This window comes from Kitasatospora sp. NPDC036934, from assembly GCF_055608425.1.
Map to the genome: position 1 here is coordinate 1 of NZ_JBVJQR010000017.1, position 15,759 is coordinate 15,759.

General features: G+C 76.3%; 6 protein-coding genes. 4 read left to right on the forward strand and 2 right to left on the reverse strand.

The window, feature by feature from the left end; genetic code table 11:
* On the reverse strand, positions 1-9,132 hold a 9,132-nt coding region (locus ACZ7BZ_RS25180; protein WP_470360250.1), incomplete at its 3' end, for a type I polyketide synthase.
* 135 nt (positions 9,133-9,267) lie between these two features.
* On the opposite strand from ACZ7BZ_RS25180, the gene ccrA reads away from it, so the two are divergent.
* Together ccrA and ACZ7BZ_RS25190 are read left to right on the forward strand one after the other, a co-directional pair.
* Positions 9,268-10,617: a crotonyl-CoA carboxylase/reductase gene (gene ccrA / locus ACZ7BZ_RS25185; RefSeq protein WP_470360251.1), complete on the forward strand. Its 1,350-nt coding sequence runs from the start codon at positions 9,268-9,270 to the stop codon at positions 10,615-10,617.
* A gap of 31 nt (positions 10,618-10,648) precedes the next feature.
* Positions 10,649-12,838: an aspartate aminotransferase family protein gene (locus ACZ7BZ_RS25190; protein WP_470360252.1), complete on the forward strand. Its 2,190-nt coding sequence runs from the start codon at positions 10,649-10,651 to the stop codon at positions 12,836-12,838.
* A gap of 73 nt (positions 12,839-12,911) precedes the next feature.
* Here ACZ7BZ_RS25190 and ACZ7BZ_RS25195 read toward each other — a convergent pair whose 3' ends face one another.
* Positions 12,912-14,099: an acyl-CoA dehydrogenase family protein gene (locus ACZ7BZ_RS25195; RefSeq protein ID WP_470360253.1), complete on the reverse strand. Its 1,188-nt coding sequence runs from the start codon at positions 14,097-14,099 to the stop codon at positions 12,912-12,914.
* A 249-nt stretch (positions 14,100-14,348) separates the two neighbouring features.
* On the opposite strand from ACZ7BZ_RS25195, the gene ACZ7BZ_RS25200 reads away from it, so the two are divergent.
* Both ACZ7BZ_RS25200 and ACZ7BZ_RS25205 read left to right on the forward strand, forming a co-directional pair.
* Positions 14,349-14,963, forward strand: coding sequence for an NADPH-dependent FMN reductase (locus tag ACZ7BZ_RS25200; RefSeq protein ID WP_470360254.1), 615 nt, complete (start codon positions 14,349-14,351; stop codon positions 14,961-14,963).
* An 86-nt stretch (positions 14,964-15,049) separates the two neighbouring features.
* Positions 15,050-15,757, forward strand: coding sequence for a phosphatase PAP2 family protein (locus ACZ7BZ_RS25205; protein WP_470360255.1), 708 nt, complete (start codon positions 15,050-15,052; stop codon positions 15,755-15,757).
* Positions 15,758-15,759: the final 2 nt, after the last annotated feature.

A 15,759-nucleotide genomic window follows, 5' to 3' on the forward strand; every position in this document is an offset into this window, starting at 1 on the left:
ACCCACACCCTCGGACCACCCCGTACCGTCCGCACCCACCCCGAACGACTTGCACCGGCCGTCCCCCGCCAACCCCTGCTGACGCGAGAACTCGACGAAGGTGGTCGGGGTCGCCATGACGCTGACCCCGCCGGCGAGCGCCATCGTGCACTCGCCGCGCCGCAGCGACTGGACGGCCAGGTGCAACGCCACCAGCGACGACGAACACGCCGTGTCCACCGTGATCGCCGGACCCTCCAGACCCAGGGTGTAGGCGATCCGGCCCGAGGCCACGCTCGCGGCGGCGCCCGTCATCAGGTAGCCCTCCACCCCGTCCGGCACCTGCTCGGCCCGGGCGGCGTAGTCGTGGTAGGCCACGCCCATGAAGACGCCGGTGCGGCTGCCGTGCGCGTCGGCGACGGGGATGCCGGAGCGCTCCCAGGCCTCCCAGGACACCTCCAGCAGCAGCCGCTGCTGGGGGTCCATGGCGAGCGCCTCCCGGGGGCTGATGCCGAACAGGGCTGCGTCGAACTCCCCGGCGTCGTACAGGAATCCGCCGTGCCGGGTGGCCGAGCGGCCGGGCCGGTCCGGGTCCGGGTCGAAGAGGTGCCCGGTGTCCCAGCCGCGGTCGGTCGGGAACTCGCCGATCGCGTCCACCCCGTCGGCGACCAGCCGCCACAGGTCCTCGGGCGACTGCACGCCGCCCGGGAAGCGGCCCGCCATCGCCACCACGGCGATCGGGTCGTCGTCCGGGCCTGCGTCGCCCGCGGACGGGCGCGCCGGGCGGTCGGGCGCGGTGGCGGGGGCCGCGTCCGCGCCGTCGGGGCCGAGCACCCGCTCGCGCAGGTACCCGGCGAGGGCCAGCGGGGTCGGGTGGTCGAAGAGCAGGGTGGTCGGCAGCGGCAGGCCGGTCGCGGTGCGCAGCCGGTTGCGCAGCTCCACCACGGTCAGCGAATCGAAGCCGGACTCCCGGAAGGCCCGCTCCAGCGGGACGGCGTCCCGGTCGGCCGCGTCGTGGCCGAGGACGGTGGCCGCGTGGGCGCGGACCAGGTCCAGCAGCTCGCGGTCCTGGTCCGGCCGGGACAGCCCGGCCAGCCGGGCGGAGAGTCCGTGCTGTTCGGCGACGACCGCCCCGGGTCCGGCGCCGTCGGCGCGGGTCGGCGGCCGGACGATTCCCCGCAGCAGCGCGGGCAGGTCCTGGTCCCGGGCCCGGTCGCGCAGCGCGGCCGAGTCCAGGTTCGCCGGGAGGAGCAGGGCTCGCCGCGTCCCGAGCGCCGCCGTGAGCAGCGCGAAGCCGTCCGCGGTGGTCATCGGGGCGAGGCCGGTCCGGCGCAGCCGCGCCAGGTCCGCCTCGGCGAGCCGCCCGAGGCCGCTGGCCTGCTCCCACAGCCCCCAGGCCAGGGAGAGCCCGGGCAGGCCCTGGGCGCGGCGGCGGTGGGCCAGCGCGTCGAGGGCGGCGTTGGCGGCCGCGTACGCGGACTGCGCGGGCGTGCCGAGCACGCCGACGGCCGAGGAGAAGAGCACGAACGCCGTCAGCCGGAGGTCGCGGGTCAGTGCGTCGAGGTGGAGCGCGCCGTCGGTCTTGGGGCGCAGCACGGCCGCCAGGCGCTCGGGCGTCATGGCGTCGAGCGGTGCGTCGTCGACGGCGGCCGCCAGGTGGTAGACGCCGGTGAGCGGGTGCTCGGCGGGGATGCCGGCGAGCAGGGCGGCGAGCTCGGAGCGGTTGGCGACGTCGCAGCGGCGGACGGCCACCTCGGCACCGGCGGCGGCCAGTTCGGCCCGCAGCTCGGCCGCGCCCGGGGTCTGCCCGCCTCGGCGTCCGGTGAGGATCAGGTGCCGGGCACCCGCCTCGACCAGGCGCCGGGCCAGCTCGGCGCCGAGGCCGCCGAGGCCGCCGGTGATCAGCACGGTGCCGTTCGGATCCGCGGCGGGGACGGGCGAACCGATCGTCCGGACCAGCCGGGGGACGAGGACGGTACCGTCGCGCAGCGCGGCCTGGGACTCCCCGGCCGCCAGTGCGAGCGCGGCCGCGCGGCGCACGGCGCGCTCGTCGGTGCCGTCGTGCCGGGCGGTGCCGTCGCGCCGGTCGGCGGCGGGGTCCGTGTCGAGCAGCAGGAACCGGTCGGGGTGCTCGGCCTGGGCCGAGCGGACCAGGCCCCAGACGGCGCCCTGGGCCGTGCTGGTCACCTCGGCGTCGCTGCCGACCGCCGCCGCGCCCCGGGTCAGCACCACGAGCCGGGCGGCCGACCGCTGTTCGTCGGCCGCGAAGGCCTGGAGGGCCTTGAGCACGGGGGCCAGCACGGCGGCGGTCGCCGGCTCGGTCGGTGCTGCCCCGTCCTCGGCGGGCGTGCCGTCCCCGGCGAGCGCGGCGGCGTCGAACAGGACGAGGGCGGGCTCGTCGACCGGCCGGGCCGGCAGCGGCTGCCAGTCGAGGCCGTACAGGGCCCCGCCGCCCGTCGGGCCGGCCGTCAGGCCCGCCGCCGGGACGGGCCGCAGCAGCAGCGACTCCACGTCCACCACCTGCGCGCCGGTGGCGTCGGTCGCGGTCACCCGCACCGCGTCGCCGCCCGCCGGGGCGACCCGTACCCGCAGCGCGGTGGCGCCGGCCGTCGGAACGCCCACGCCGGTCCAGCTGAACGGCATCCGCAGCTGCCCCTCCTCGGGGGCGGCGGCGCGCAGGAGTTCGGCGTGCAGGGCCGCGTCGAGCAGCGCGGGGTGGACGGCGTAGCGGCGGGCGTCGCCGTGCCGGTCCGGGTCGAGGGCGACCTCGGCGTACATCTCCTCGCCCAGTCGCCAGGCGGCTCGCAGGCCTTGGAACGCCGGTCCGTAGCCGTAGCCGTCGGCCGCGCGGTCCGGGTAGAAGCCGGTGACGTCCACGGGTTGCGCGCCGGGCGGGGGCCAGGCGGCCGGGAACGGTCCGGGCGCCGGCGCGGCGGAGGCCTCGGCCAGTGCTCCGGCGGCGTGGCGGGTCCAGGGCTCGTCCGCGCCGGTGGCCGGGCGGGCGTGCACCGTGACGGGCCGTACGCCGTGCCGGTCGCGGGCGCCGACCGTCACCCGCAGTTCGGCGGCCGCCCCGGCGGGGAGCAGCAGCGGCCGCTCGACGGTCAGTTCCTCGATCCTCGGGCAGCCCACCTCGTCGCCCGCGCGCAGCGCGAGTTCGACGAAGCCGGTACCCGGGAACAGCGCGGTGCCGCCGATCGCGTGGTCGGCGAGCCACCCGGGCGATCGTGGCGCCACCCGGCCGGTGAGGACGACCTGGTCGCCGTCGACGGCGGCGAGCACCGCGCCCAGCAGGGGGTGCCCGGCGGGCGTGAGGCCGGCGGCCTGGACGTCGGCCGGGCCGGTCCCGGGCTCCAGCCAGTGCCGACGCCGCTCGAAGGGGTAGGTGGGCAGGGCGGTTCGGCGGGCCCCGGTCCCGGCGAGCGCCGGGGTCCAGTCCACCGCGACACCTCGGACGTGCGCCTCGGCGAGCGAGCGCAGGAACCGCCCTCGGCCGCCCTCGTCGCGCCGCAGGGTGCCCAGGGCCGTCGGCTGGTGCCCGGCCTCCTCCGCGGTGTCCTGCAGCGCCGAGGTGAGCAGCGGGTGCGGGGAGCACTCCACGAAGGTGCGGTGGCCGTCGCGCAGCAGGGCGAGCACGGCGCCCTGGAAGTCCACCGGCTCACGGGCGTTGCGGAACCAGTAGTCCGCGTCGAGGTCGTCGGCGCCGAGCGGGCCGGCGGTCACCGTCGAGTAGAAGGGGACGCGCGGCGGATGGTGGGCGACTCCGCCGATCAGCTCCCGCAGCGGTCCGCGCAGCGGCTCCACCAGCGCGCAGTGCGAGGCTCCGGCCCGGACCACGACGCGGGCCCGGATGCCCTCGGCCTTGCAGTCAGTGACGAAGCGTTCGACCTCGTCGGGCTCCCCGGCGACGGTGACGGCGAGCGGGCCGTTCACCACGGCCAGGTCGAGGCGCGCCCCCCGCTCGGCGATGCGCTCCCGCACGCCGTCGGCGGAGAGCTCGACGGCGGCCATCATGCCCCGGCCCGGCAGTTCCTCGGCCCAGAGACGGCTGCGGCGCACCACCACCGTCGCGGCGTCCTCCAGCGTGAGCACCCCGGCGACGCAAGCGGCGGCCAGCTCGCCCTGGGAGTGGCCGACGACGGCGTCGGGCCGCACTCCGTGCGCCTCCCACAGCGCGGCCAGCGAGACCATCATCGCGAACAGCACCGGCTGGGCGACATCGGTCCGTTCGGGGTCGGCGGCGGCACCGGGGCCGCCGAGGAGGGTGTCGAGCAGCGACCAGTCGACGAGCGGGTCGATCGCGGCCGCGCACTCCCGCAGGCGCTCGGCGAACGCCGGGGCCTGGGCGTACAGTTCGGTGGCCATACCGGGCCACTGCGACCCGTGGCCGGGGAAGACGAGGACGGTCCGGCCCGGCTCGCCCGCGGTGCCGAGCACCACGGAGGCGTCCGGGGCGCCGCTCGCCAACGCGTCCAGGGCGCTCGCGAAGCCGGCCGCCCCCGGGGCGACGACGACGGCGCGGTGGGCGAGGTCGGCGCGGCCGTGGACCAGTGTGAAGGCCACGTCGGCCGGGGCCGGCGGCTGCGGCTCGCCGAGGCGGGCGCGCAGCCGGGCGGCCTGCTCCCGCAGGGTGCCCGGCGTCCGCGCCGACAGCGGCCAGGCCAGCGGCCCGACCGGGTCGAGCTGAACGGCCGGGTCGACCTGGGCATCCGGGCCGAGCCGAGCGGCCGGGTCGGGGGCCGGAACGGCGTCGGAGTGGTCGGACGCCGGGGGCGCCTCCTCCAGGATCAGGTGGGCGTTGGTGCCGCTGATGCCGAACGACGACACCCCCGCCCGGCGCGGCCGCCCGGGCGCGCCAGGCCAGTCGACCGCCTCGGTGAGCAGCCGCACCGCGCCCGAGCTCCAGTCGACGCTCGGGGTGGGCTCGTCCACGTGCAGGGTGCGCGGCAGCACCTCGTGCCGCAGGGCCTGCACCATCTTGATGACGCCCGCCACCCCGGCCGCGCTCTGGGTGTGCCCGATGTTGGACTTGACGGAGCCGAGCCACAGCGGCCGGCCCTCGGCGCGCTCGCGACCGTAGGTCGCCAGCAGCGCACGGGCTTCGATCGGGTCGCCCAGCCGGGTACCGGTGCCGTGCGCCTCGACGGCGTCGACGTCGGCGCCGGTCAGCCCGGCGGCCGCCAGGGCCCGTTGGATGACCCGCTGCTGGGCGGCGCCGTTGGGCGCGGTCAGGCCGTTGGACGCGCCGTCCGAGTTGACGGCCGAGCCGCGGACCACGGCCAGCACCGGGTGGCCGTGGCGGCGGGCGTCCGAAAGCCGTTCGAGCACGAGCAGCCCGGCGCCCTCGGCCCAGCCGGTGCCGTCGGCGGCCGCCGCGAACGCCTTCGAGCGGCCGTTCGGGGAGAGCCCGCCGAGGCGGCTCAGTTCGGCGAACACCCCGGGCGTGGGCATCACCGTCACGCCGCCCGCGAGCGCCAGCTCGCACTCCCCGCCGCGCAGGGCGCGGGCGGCGTCGTGCACGGCGACGAGGGAGGCGGAGCAGGCGGTGTCCACGGTGACGGCCGGGCCGCGCAGGCCGAGGACGTAGGCGATCCGGCCGGAGGCGACGCTCGGGGTGCTGCCGGTGTAGAGGTAGCCGTCGGAGCCGTCGCTCGGCTCGCCCAGCCTCGGCCCGTACTCCTGGGCGGTCGCCCCGACGAAGACGCCGGTGTCGGTGTCCCGGAGCGAGGCGGGGTCGATGCCGGCGTGCTCCAGGCTCTCCCAGGCGGTCTCCAGCAGCAGGCGCTGCTGCGGGTCCAGGGCGGCGGCCTCGCGCGGGCTGATCCCGAAGAACGCGGCGTCGAACCCGGCCACGTCGGCCAGGAAGCCGCCTTCGCGGACGTACGAGGAGCCCCGGCGCGCGGGGTCGGGGTCGTACAGCGCCTCGACGTCCCAGCCCCGGTCGGCCGGGAACCCGCCTATGGCGTCGACGCCTTCGGAGACGACGCGCCACAGCTCCTCGGGGGAGCCGACGCCGCCGGGGAAGCGGCAGGCCATGCCGACGATGACGATCGGGTCGGCGTCCTCGGCCGCTGCCGCGCCGGTGGAGCCGGAAGCCTCTACGGCCCCGTCGGCCCGCTCGGGGGTGTTCGGGCCGTGGGCCAGGTGGCGGGCGAGCAGGCCGGGCGTGGGGTGCTCGAACACCAGGGTGTCCGGCAGCGGCAGGCCGGTCGCGGCCGCCAGCCGGGCCCGCAGTTCCAGGGCGGTGGCCGAGGTGAGGCCGAGGTCCCGGAAGGCGGTGTCCGGCGCGATCTCGCCGGGGGTGTCGGAGCCGAGGACGGCGGCGGTGTGCTGCCGCACCAGGTCGAGCGGGTCCCGCAGCGGCGCGCCGACGGGTGTGGCGGCGCTCGGCCCGGGTTCAGCGGCGCCGGGTTCACCCGCGCCGGGGCCGGCGGTCCCGGGCCCGGCGGTCCCGGCCGACTCCCCCGGTTCGTCCAGCCCGGCCAGCCAGTGCCGGCGCCGCCGGAACGCGTAGGTCGGCAGGGCGACCCGGGACCCGCCGCCGATCACGGCGGCAAGGTCCACCTCGGCGCCCGTCGCGTGCAGTCCGGCGAGGGCCTCGACCACGGTCGCGGGCTCCGGCCGGTCGGCGCGCAGGGCGCTGAGGAAGGTGCGGTCGTCGGGCAGCGCCGCGCGGGCGGCGGGGGCCAGCACCGCGTCCGGCCCGAGCTCCAGGTAGGTGGTGACGCCCGCCGCGTCCAGGCGGCGGACGCCGTCGAGGAAGCGGACGCAGTCGCGCACGTGCCGCACCCAGTACTCGGGGTCGCACAGCTCGGCGGCGCCGGCGAGGTCCCCGGTGAGGTTCGACACGACGGCGAGCCGGGGCGGCCGGTAGGTCAGCGAGCGGGCGACCGCGCGGAACTCGTCGAGCATCCCGTCCATCAGGTGGGAGTGGAAGGCGTGGCTGACCCGCAGCCGCCGGGTGCGGCGGCCCCGGGCCCGCCACCGGTCGGCGAGGGCGTCGACCGCGTCGGCGTCGCCGGACAGCACCACGGCACGCGGTCCGTTCACCGCCGCCAGGCCCACCCGGCCCGCCGACTCCGCCAGTTCGGCCGCCAGTTCCTCCTCGGCCGCCTCGACGGCGACCATGGCGCCCGTCTGTGGCAGCGCCTGCATCAGGCGGCCGCGCGCGGCGACCAGGGTGCACGCGTCGGGCAGCGACAGCACCCCGGCGACGTGCGCCGCCGCGAGCTCGCCGATCGAGTGGCCCAGCAGGAAGGAGGGGCGCACCCCGAGCCCGGTGACGAACCGGTGGAGCGCCACCTCCACGGCGAACAGGCCGGGCTGGGCGAACTCCGTACGGTTGATCAACTCTGCTTCGGGAGAGTCCGGTTCGGCCCAGATCACCTCGCGCAGCGGCCGGTCCAGCACCGCGTCGAAGTGGGCGCACACCTCGTCGAAGGCCGCCGCGAAGGCCGGGTGCGCGGCGTGCAGCCGCCGCCCCGTGCCGAGCCGCTGGGCGCCCTGCCCGGTGAACAGCACGGCCACCGCGCCGTCCGTTCCCGCCCGGCCGACGACCGTCCCCGCACCGGCCGCTCCCGCGCCCAGGGCGTCCAGCCGGGTGAGCAGCGCCTCCCGGCCCTCGGCGACCACGACTGCGCGGGTCGCGAAGGCCGTACGGGTGGTGGCGAGCGAACCGGCGAGGCCCGCCGGCGGCAGCTCCGGCCGCTCGCGGATCCACTGCGCGAGCCGGCCTGCCTGCGCGCGCAGGGCCGGCTCGTCCCGGCCCGACACCGCGAACGGGAGCGGCAGTTCCGGTCGGCGCCGGTCGTCGGCCGGAGCAGCCGTACCGGCCGCGCTCCCGGTGGCGGGCGGTGCCGAGGAGAGCACCAGGTGGCAGTTGGTGCCGCCCATCCCGAAGGAGCTGACCCCGGCGACCAGTGGCGCGTCGGCGTCCCGCCACGGGGCGAGCCGGTCGTGGACCCGCAGCCGGAGCTCCTCCAGCGGGATGAGCGGGTGGGGGGTGCGGTAGTTGAGGCTCGCGGGCAGCTCGCCGGCCCGCAGCGCGAGCACGACCTTCAGCAGCCCGGTGACCCCGGCGGCGCCCTCCAGGTGTCCGACGTTGGTCTTCACCGAGCCGACGAGCAGTGGCCGGTCCGCCGGGCGGTGCCGGCCGAGCGCCTCCCCGAGGGCCCGCGCCTCGACCGGGTCGCCGACCCTCGTCCCGGTGCCGTGCAGTTCGACGTAGCCGACGTCACCGGGCGCGACCCCGGCCCGCCGGTACGCCGCCTCGATCACCTCCCGCTGCGCCCGCGGGTCGGGCGTGGTCAGCTCCGGGCCGCCGCCGTCGTTGTTGACGGCGCCGCCGCGGATCACGCACCGGACCTCGTCGCCGTCGGCGAGCGCCCGGCCCAGCGGCTTGAGCACCAGCACCGCGCCGCCCTCGCCCCGCACGTAGCCGTTGGCCCGTGCGTCGAAGGTCCAGCACTCGCCGTCCGGGGACAGCGCGCCGAAGTGCTCGACGCCGACGGTCGCGGCGCCGGCCAGGTTCAGCTGCACGCCGCCCGCCAGCGCGAGGTCCGACTCCCCGGACCACAGGCTCTCGCAGGCGCGGTGGACAGCGACCAGTGAGGAGGACTGGCCGGTGTCCACGACCATGCTGGCCCCGCGCGCACCGAGCAGGTAGGACAGCCGGTTGGCGACGAGGGCCCGGTTGAGCCCGGCCAGGGTGTGCGGCGAGACGGCGTCGGCGCCGGCCCGGGCGGTCAGCCGGGCGTAGTCGTCGGCGGTCGCGCCGAGGAAGACGCCCAGCCGGGTGCCGCGCACCCGGGCCGGCACGATCCCGGCGTCCTCCAGGGACTCCCAGCCCAGTTCCAGCGCGAGCCGCTGCTGCGGGTCCATCGCGGCGGCCTCGCGCGGGGTGACGCCGAAGAACTCCGCGTCGAAGTCGGCGACCCGCTCCAGGAAGCCGCCCCGCGGGGTGCGGACGGCGGCGTCCCGCCAGCGGTCGGCGGGGGTGTCGGTGATCGCGCTGCGCCCGTCGCGCAGCAACTTCCAGAACGCGTCGGGATCGGCCGCGCCGGGCAGACGGCAGGCGATTCCGATGACGGCGACGGGTTCCGGGGATTCGACGGCGACGGCTTCCGGGGATTCGAACTGCGCATTGACGGCCACGTCGAACGACGATAGGCACGGCGGTCCACCGCCCGGCAACTCGCTGGAATCCGGCCGCCGGGAATTCCCGGTGAACCGTCGATTACCCGACCCGCACTAGGTTGCGCACCGGACCAGACGGAGTAGGGAGCTGCCGTGAACCCCTTTTTGGAAGCGATCGTCGAGAACCGGCCGCCGGAGGCCCTCGAACGCCTGGAGTTGCCGGGAGAGTTCGCGGCCGCACACCTGCGCGCGGACGAGACCGCGATGTTCCGCGGCGTGGCCGACAAGGACGTACGCAAGTCGCTGCGCGTCGGACCGGTGGCCATGCCGGAACTGGCCCCGGACGAGGTGGTCGTCGCGGTGATGGCCAGTTCGATCAACTACAACACCGTGTGGTCGGCCACCTTCGAGCCCGTCCCGACCTTCGAGTTCCTGCGCCGCTACGGCGCGCAGGGCGGCTGGGCCGCCCGGCACGACAGGCCGTTCCAGGTGGTCGGCTCGGACGCGTCCGGGGTGGTGGTGCGGATCGGCTCCGGCGTGCGCCGGTGGCGGGTCGGCGACCACGTCGTGGTGCACCCGGTGCACGTGGACGAGCAGGAGCCGGTCACGCACGAGGACGCGATGCTCGGAACGGAGATGCGTGCCTGGGGCTACGAGACGAACTACGGCGGGCTCGGTGAGTTCGCCGTCGCGCGCGCCAGCATGCTCGTCCCCAAGCCACCGCACCTGACCTGGGAGGAGGCCGCCGTCACCCCGATGTGCGGCAGCACCGCCTACCGGATGCTGGTCGGCAGCCACGGCGCCCGGATGAAGCAGGGCGACGTGGTGCTGGTGTGGGGCGCGGCCGGCGGCCTCGGCACGTACGCGGTGCAGCTCGTCCGCAACGGCGGCGGCATCCCGGTGGCCGTCGTCGGCTCGGAGCGCAAGGCGGAGGCGGTGCGCCGGCTGGGCTGCGAGGTGGTGGTCAACCGCTCGGAGATCGGACTGAGCGACGACCCGAACCCCTCGCCCGAGGCCGTCCTGGCCGCGGGCAAGCGGCTGGGCGGCATCATCCGCCGCGAGACCGGCCGGGACCCGGACATCGTCTTCGAGCACGTCGGCCGCGCGACCTTCGGCATCTCGGTGTTCGTCGCCGGGCGCGGCGGGACGGTGGTCACCTGCGGTTCCAGCACCGGCTACCAGCACGAGTTCGACAACCGGTACCTGTGGATGCGGCTGAAGCGGGTGGTCGGCAGCCACGGCGCCAACCTCAAGGAGCAGCTGGACCTCGGCCGACTGGTCGCCACCGGCGCCGTCGCGCCCGCCCTGTCCGCGCTCTACCCGCTCGCCGAGGTCGGCGAGGCGACCCGGCTCGTCCAGCGCAACGAGCACATCGGCAAGGTCGGTGTGCTGTGCCTGGCCCCGGAACCGGGCCTGGGCGTCACCGCACCGGAGCTGCGCGCGCGGATCGGCGCGGACCGGATCAACCCCCTGCGGGACTTCGCGCCCGCGTCCTCCCTGTGAGAGCAGGGCTGCCCATGCGAGGAGCGCACTGATGGAAGAACTGGTGGAAGAACCGGCGGAGGAGCTGGCGGAGCGTTACCTGAGCCAGGCCCTGTCCGTCTGGGGCCTGGACGTCGAGTACGTCCGCGCCGAGGGCGACACGATGTACCTGCCGGGCCCCGAGGGCGGGCAGAGCCCCGTCGTCGACTTCGTCGGCGGCTTCGGCTCGCTGTTCTTCGGGCACAACCACCCGGAGCTCGTCGCGCACGCCACCGGCCTGCTGACGGCGGGCACACCCAGCCACGCGCAGCTCTCCCGGCGCACCGAGGCGCAACGGGTGGCGGCGGCGCTGAACGCCGTCACCGACCGGGAGTTGGAGGCCGGCGAGCCGTACGAAGTGGTCTACGCGAACAGCGGGGCCGAGGCCGTCGAGGCGGCCATGAAGCACGCCGAGCTGGCGCGGGTCCTCCGGCTGGGCGCGCTGGCCGCCGAGCTGGCGGAGCACGCGCGCGAGGTCCTCGACGCGGCCGGCGCCGGCCTGCGGCTGGGCCCGGAGGCGGCCGAACTCGCCGGTCCCGGCGGGGACGTGGCGGCGGTCCTGGCCGAGGCGGACCGGCACAACGCGAAGGCGCTGGGCCGCTCGCCGGAGTTCTTCGCGCTGGAGGGCGGGTTCCACGGCAAGCTGGTCGGCAGTCTCCAGCTCACCCACAACCCGACCTTCCGGCTGCCGTTCGCGGCGCTCGGCGCCCGGGCCCGCTTCGTGCCGGCCGGGCAGCCGGAGGAGGCGCTGAAGTACGTGACGGCGGAACAGCCGTACGCGCTGGACGTGCTGGTGCTGGACGGTACCGTCCAGGTCCACCGGCGGCCGGTGCCCTTCGTGGCCGGGTTCGTCGTGGAGCCCGTCCAGGGCGAGGGCGGCATCCGCGAGCTGACGGCCGAGCAGGGCGGGCGGATCGCCGAGGTCTGCCGGGCCCTGGAGTGCCCGCTGATCGTCGACGAGATCCAGAGCGGCGCCGGGCGGACCGGGGCGTTCTTCGCGAGCGCAGGGATCGGGCTGACCGGCGACTACTACACCCTGGCCAAGAGCATCGGCGGAGGCCTGGCCAAGACCTCGCTGCTGCTGGTCCGACGCTCCCGCTACGTCAAGGAGTTCGAGCTGCTGCACAGCTCGACCTACGCCAAGGACAGCTTCTCGTGCTCCGTCACCGAGAAGGTGCTGGAGCTGCTGGAGCGCGACGGCGGGGCCGCCTACCGCCAGGCCGCCGAGCGCGGGGAGCGGCTGCGCGCGGCACTGGAGGAGGTCCGGGCCGAGTTCGGCGACGTGGTGCGGGACGTGCGGGGGCGGGGCCTGCTGGTCGGCTTCGAGTTCGCCGACCAGTCGGACGCCGGGTCCCCGGTGATCCGCAACTACGCCCGCGGCGGATTCTTCGGCTTCGCCGTGGCGGGCTTCCTGCTGCGCCGCCACGGCCTGCGGCTGATGCCCACCGGCAGCGCCCCGCACACGCTGCGCATCCAGCCCTCGTACGCGATCGGCGACGAGGCGATCGACCGGCTCGCGGCCGGGCTGCGGGACATCTGCGCGCTGCTGCGCCGCCAGGACGCGCTGCCGCTGGTGCACGCCCTGACCGGCGTCGACACCCCGGCGCCGCGCGCGCAGGCGCAGGACTTCCGCACCACGCGACGGGCCGGCGGGAGCGACGGCGCCGGTGAGGGCGACGGGGCGCCCGCGCGCCGGATCGCGTACGTCGCGGAGCTCAGCACGCCGGACGCCCTGCGCCGCTTCGACCCGACCCTGGCCGACCTGGACGACGCGACGCTGCGGGCCTTCGTGGCCCGCTCAGCACCGGTGCGGGCCATGGCGCCGCTGCCGCCCGTCCGGTGCGCGGCCACGGGCGGTGCGGGGGCGACGGTCGGTGCCGAGGTGACGGTCTTCCCGCTCCTGGTCGACGAGGCCCTCGGCGGGGCTCCGGGCGCCGGTGCGGGCACGCTGCCCGCCGATGTCGCCGGCCAGGTCGGTGCGGCCCGCGCGGCGGGCCACCAGGTCGTGGTGGTCAGCCCCTGGCTGTGTCGCCTGACCGGGGCCGAGGTCCGCCCGGAGACGGTGCGCGGCCCCGCCGGTTTCGCCCTGCCGGCCGGCTTCGGAGCCGATGGTGCCGACGAGGCCGTCGGAGCCGACGGCGGCCCGGTGCTGCTGCCCGTCGAGCTGGCCGAGGCACTGTCCCCGGCGCCCTCGGGCGCCTGACTGACGGCCCCACGGCAGAGGCCCTGCCCCGGCGCGATGCGTCGGGGCAGGGCCTCTGCCGTGGGTACCGGGCTCAGAACAGCAGGGAGACCGGGGCACCGGTGCCGAGCAGCGACCGAGCGTAGTCCTCGAAGATCATCGGACGGTTCAGCGCGGTGTGCCGGCTGCCGATCTCCAGGTCGCGCCAGTACCGCTGGACGGGGTTGGACTGCGCGAAGCCGCTGGTGCCCGCCAGGTCCAGCAGGCGCTGCATGGCCTCCCGGGCGCGCTCCAGCGAGGTCACCATGTGCATGCGCAGCCGGGCCCGCTCGGCCGGGGTGGCGTCCTGCCCCTCCGGCACCGCGTCGAATCCGTCGGCGACGGCCAGCATGTGCATCACGGCGGTGTCGATCAGGTGCGTCGCCTCGGCGAACTCCTGCTGCACCGAGAGCGAGTCGACGGCCCGGGAGTAGGTGGAGAAGGCGAGCGGCTTGTGCTCCTCCAGCTTCGCGCGGACCAGGTCCAGCGCGCCGTGGGCCGCGCCCACCAGCGAGGACAGGGAGTGCAGGTTGCCCTTGATCAGCACGGTGGCCGGGACGGGGGACACCGGCTCGCCGGACGGCTCCAGCGGAGCGAACTGCACGAAGCGGTCCGGGACGAAGAGGTCCTCGGCGATCATCGCGTGGGTGCCGGTGCCGAGCAGTCCGGCCACCTTCCAGGTCCGCTCGATCCGCAGGTCCGCGGGCGGCGCCAGCAGGTTCGCCACGCCGGTCTGCTTGCCGTCCTCGTCGTACACCGGCACCCAGGCCAGGAAGGCCCAGTCGGAGAGCTCGCAGCCCGAGGCGTACGGGAAGCGGCCGTTGACCTTCAGCCCGCCGGCCACGGCGTCGGCGCGCAGGGCGGGGTCGAGGCTCGCGGCCGAGAGCATGACGGCGTCCGGGTCGGCGCCGTAGATCTCCTCCAGTCCGGGCTTCGGCATCAGCATCACGAGGTCGACGGAGGCCGCATGGTTGGCCGCGATCCAGCCGGTGGACGGGCAGCCCCGCCCCAACTCGGAGAGGACCTCGACCTGGTGACGCATCGGCAGCTCCCAGCCGCCCCAGGCGCGGGGCGTGCTGAGCCGCAGCAGACCCGCCTCGCGCAGCGCGGACATGTTCTCCGCCGGGACTTTCGACTCCCGTTCGGTCAGGTCGGCATTACGGCGCAGCAGGGGGACGAGTTCCTGTGCCCGGCCGATCAACTCCTCACGCGTGGGGACTGTTTCGGCGGTGTGCTGAGTCATGGTGGTTCCCTTCTCGGGGCCGACCGCGGGGCGGCGAGGTTTCGCGTCCATGGGGATTCCGCGAAGCGGTCGCCCGGGCCGTCGGCCCCAACGTCCCGGATAAACGCGCGAATTCACCCATGCCGGCCCACGCTAGCGGTCGCCTCCCGAACCACGCCCACGGCGCCGTAATCGGTTGTCCACCGCTGCGGAATCCTCCATTACCCGCCACAGAACGGGCGGTGGAAACCCCCGTTCTACGGTGAGCGGGTGAATGGCGGAACACAAACCCAGCGTCAGGTCCGCATCCTCGGTGTCGGCGGTTCCACCCGTCGGGGGTCCTCCTCCGAACGGGCCCTGAACGCCGCCCTGGCCGCCGCGACCCGGCACGGCGCGGCCGTGACGGCGATCAGCGGCGCCGACCTCGTCCTGCCGATGTACGACCCCGCGGACCGGACCCTGCCGCCGCCCGCCGAACGGCTGTTGGCCGCGCTGGCCGACGCGGACGGCGTGCTGATCGCCAGCCCTGCCTACCACGGCAGCACGTCGGGCCTGCTCAAGAACGCCCTGGACTACGTCGAGGAACTGCGCGACGACGCCCGCCCCTACCTCAGCGGACGCGCCGTCGGCTGCCTGGTCGTGGCGCAGGGCTGGCAGGCCGGCGCGTCCACCCTGGGCGGCCTGCGCACGATCGTGCACGCGCTGCGGGGCTGGCCCACGCCGCTGGGAGTGGTACTGAACACCACGGCGAGCGGCTTCACCGAGGACGGCGAGTACGCCGACCCCCGGGTCCGCGAGCAGGTCGAGACGATGGCCGGCCAGGTCGTCGACTTCGCCCGGGCACACCGCTCCGCTCCCCAGGGACCTGGCGCGTCCGCTCCCTAAGGCCCTGGCGCGGCTGAGTGCCGCCGGGCACCTCGAACCCCGAGCATGGGGCCACACCCCCGCTCCGAGGAAGGGCGCCCGCCCCGATGAACGACCCCCACCCGCAGAACGCCCGCCCGACGGCGCCCCGGCGCCGGTGGCCGGCGGTGGCCGCGGTCGCGCTGCTGCTGTTCGCCGCCCTGGCGGCGCTGCTCGCCGACCACGGCTGGGCTCCGTACGGCTTCGAAAGGGACGCCAACGACTGGAGCGCCGCCCACCGGCCGCCGGCGGCCCGGACGGCGGCCGTGGTGGTCACCTCGCTCGGCTCCGTCGTGGTGCCGTACCTGCTCGCCCTGGCCGCCGGGGCCGTCGCCGTCCGGGCCATGCCCGTGCCGCGGCCGATCCGCCTGGCCGTACCGCTGTTCCTCGCGCCGGTGCTGTGGCTGGTCGCCGGCCAACTGGTGCGCCTGGGGCTGATGCACGTCTTCGCCCGGCCCCGGCCGCCGCGGCCGAACTGGGCGACCGACGCATCCGGCTTCTCCTTCCCGTCCGGTCACTCCTTCACCGCGGCGGCCTGTGCCGGGCTGCTCGCCCTGGCCGTCGCCCGCGCCCGGCCGACGGCCGCCCGGGGCGCCGCCGCGGGGGCCGTCCTGTTCGCGGTCGCGGTCGGCCTCAGCCGGATCTACCTCGGGGTGCACTGGCCGCTGGACGTCCTCGGCGGCTGGCTGCTCGCCGCCGGCTGGCTCGCCCTCGGCACAGCGTGGTCGGCGGCCGGACCAGCGCCGACGCCCCCCGACGGCGGCCGTGACGCATGACA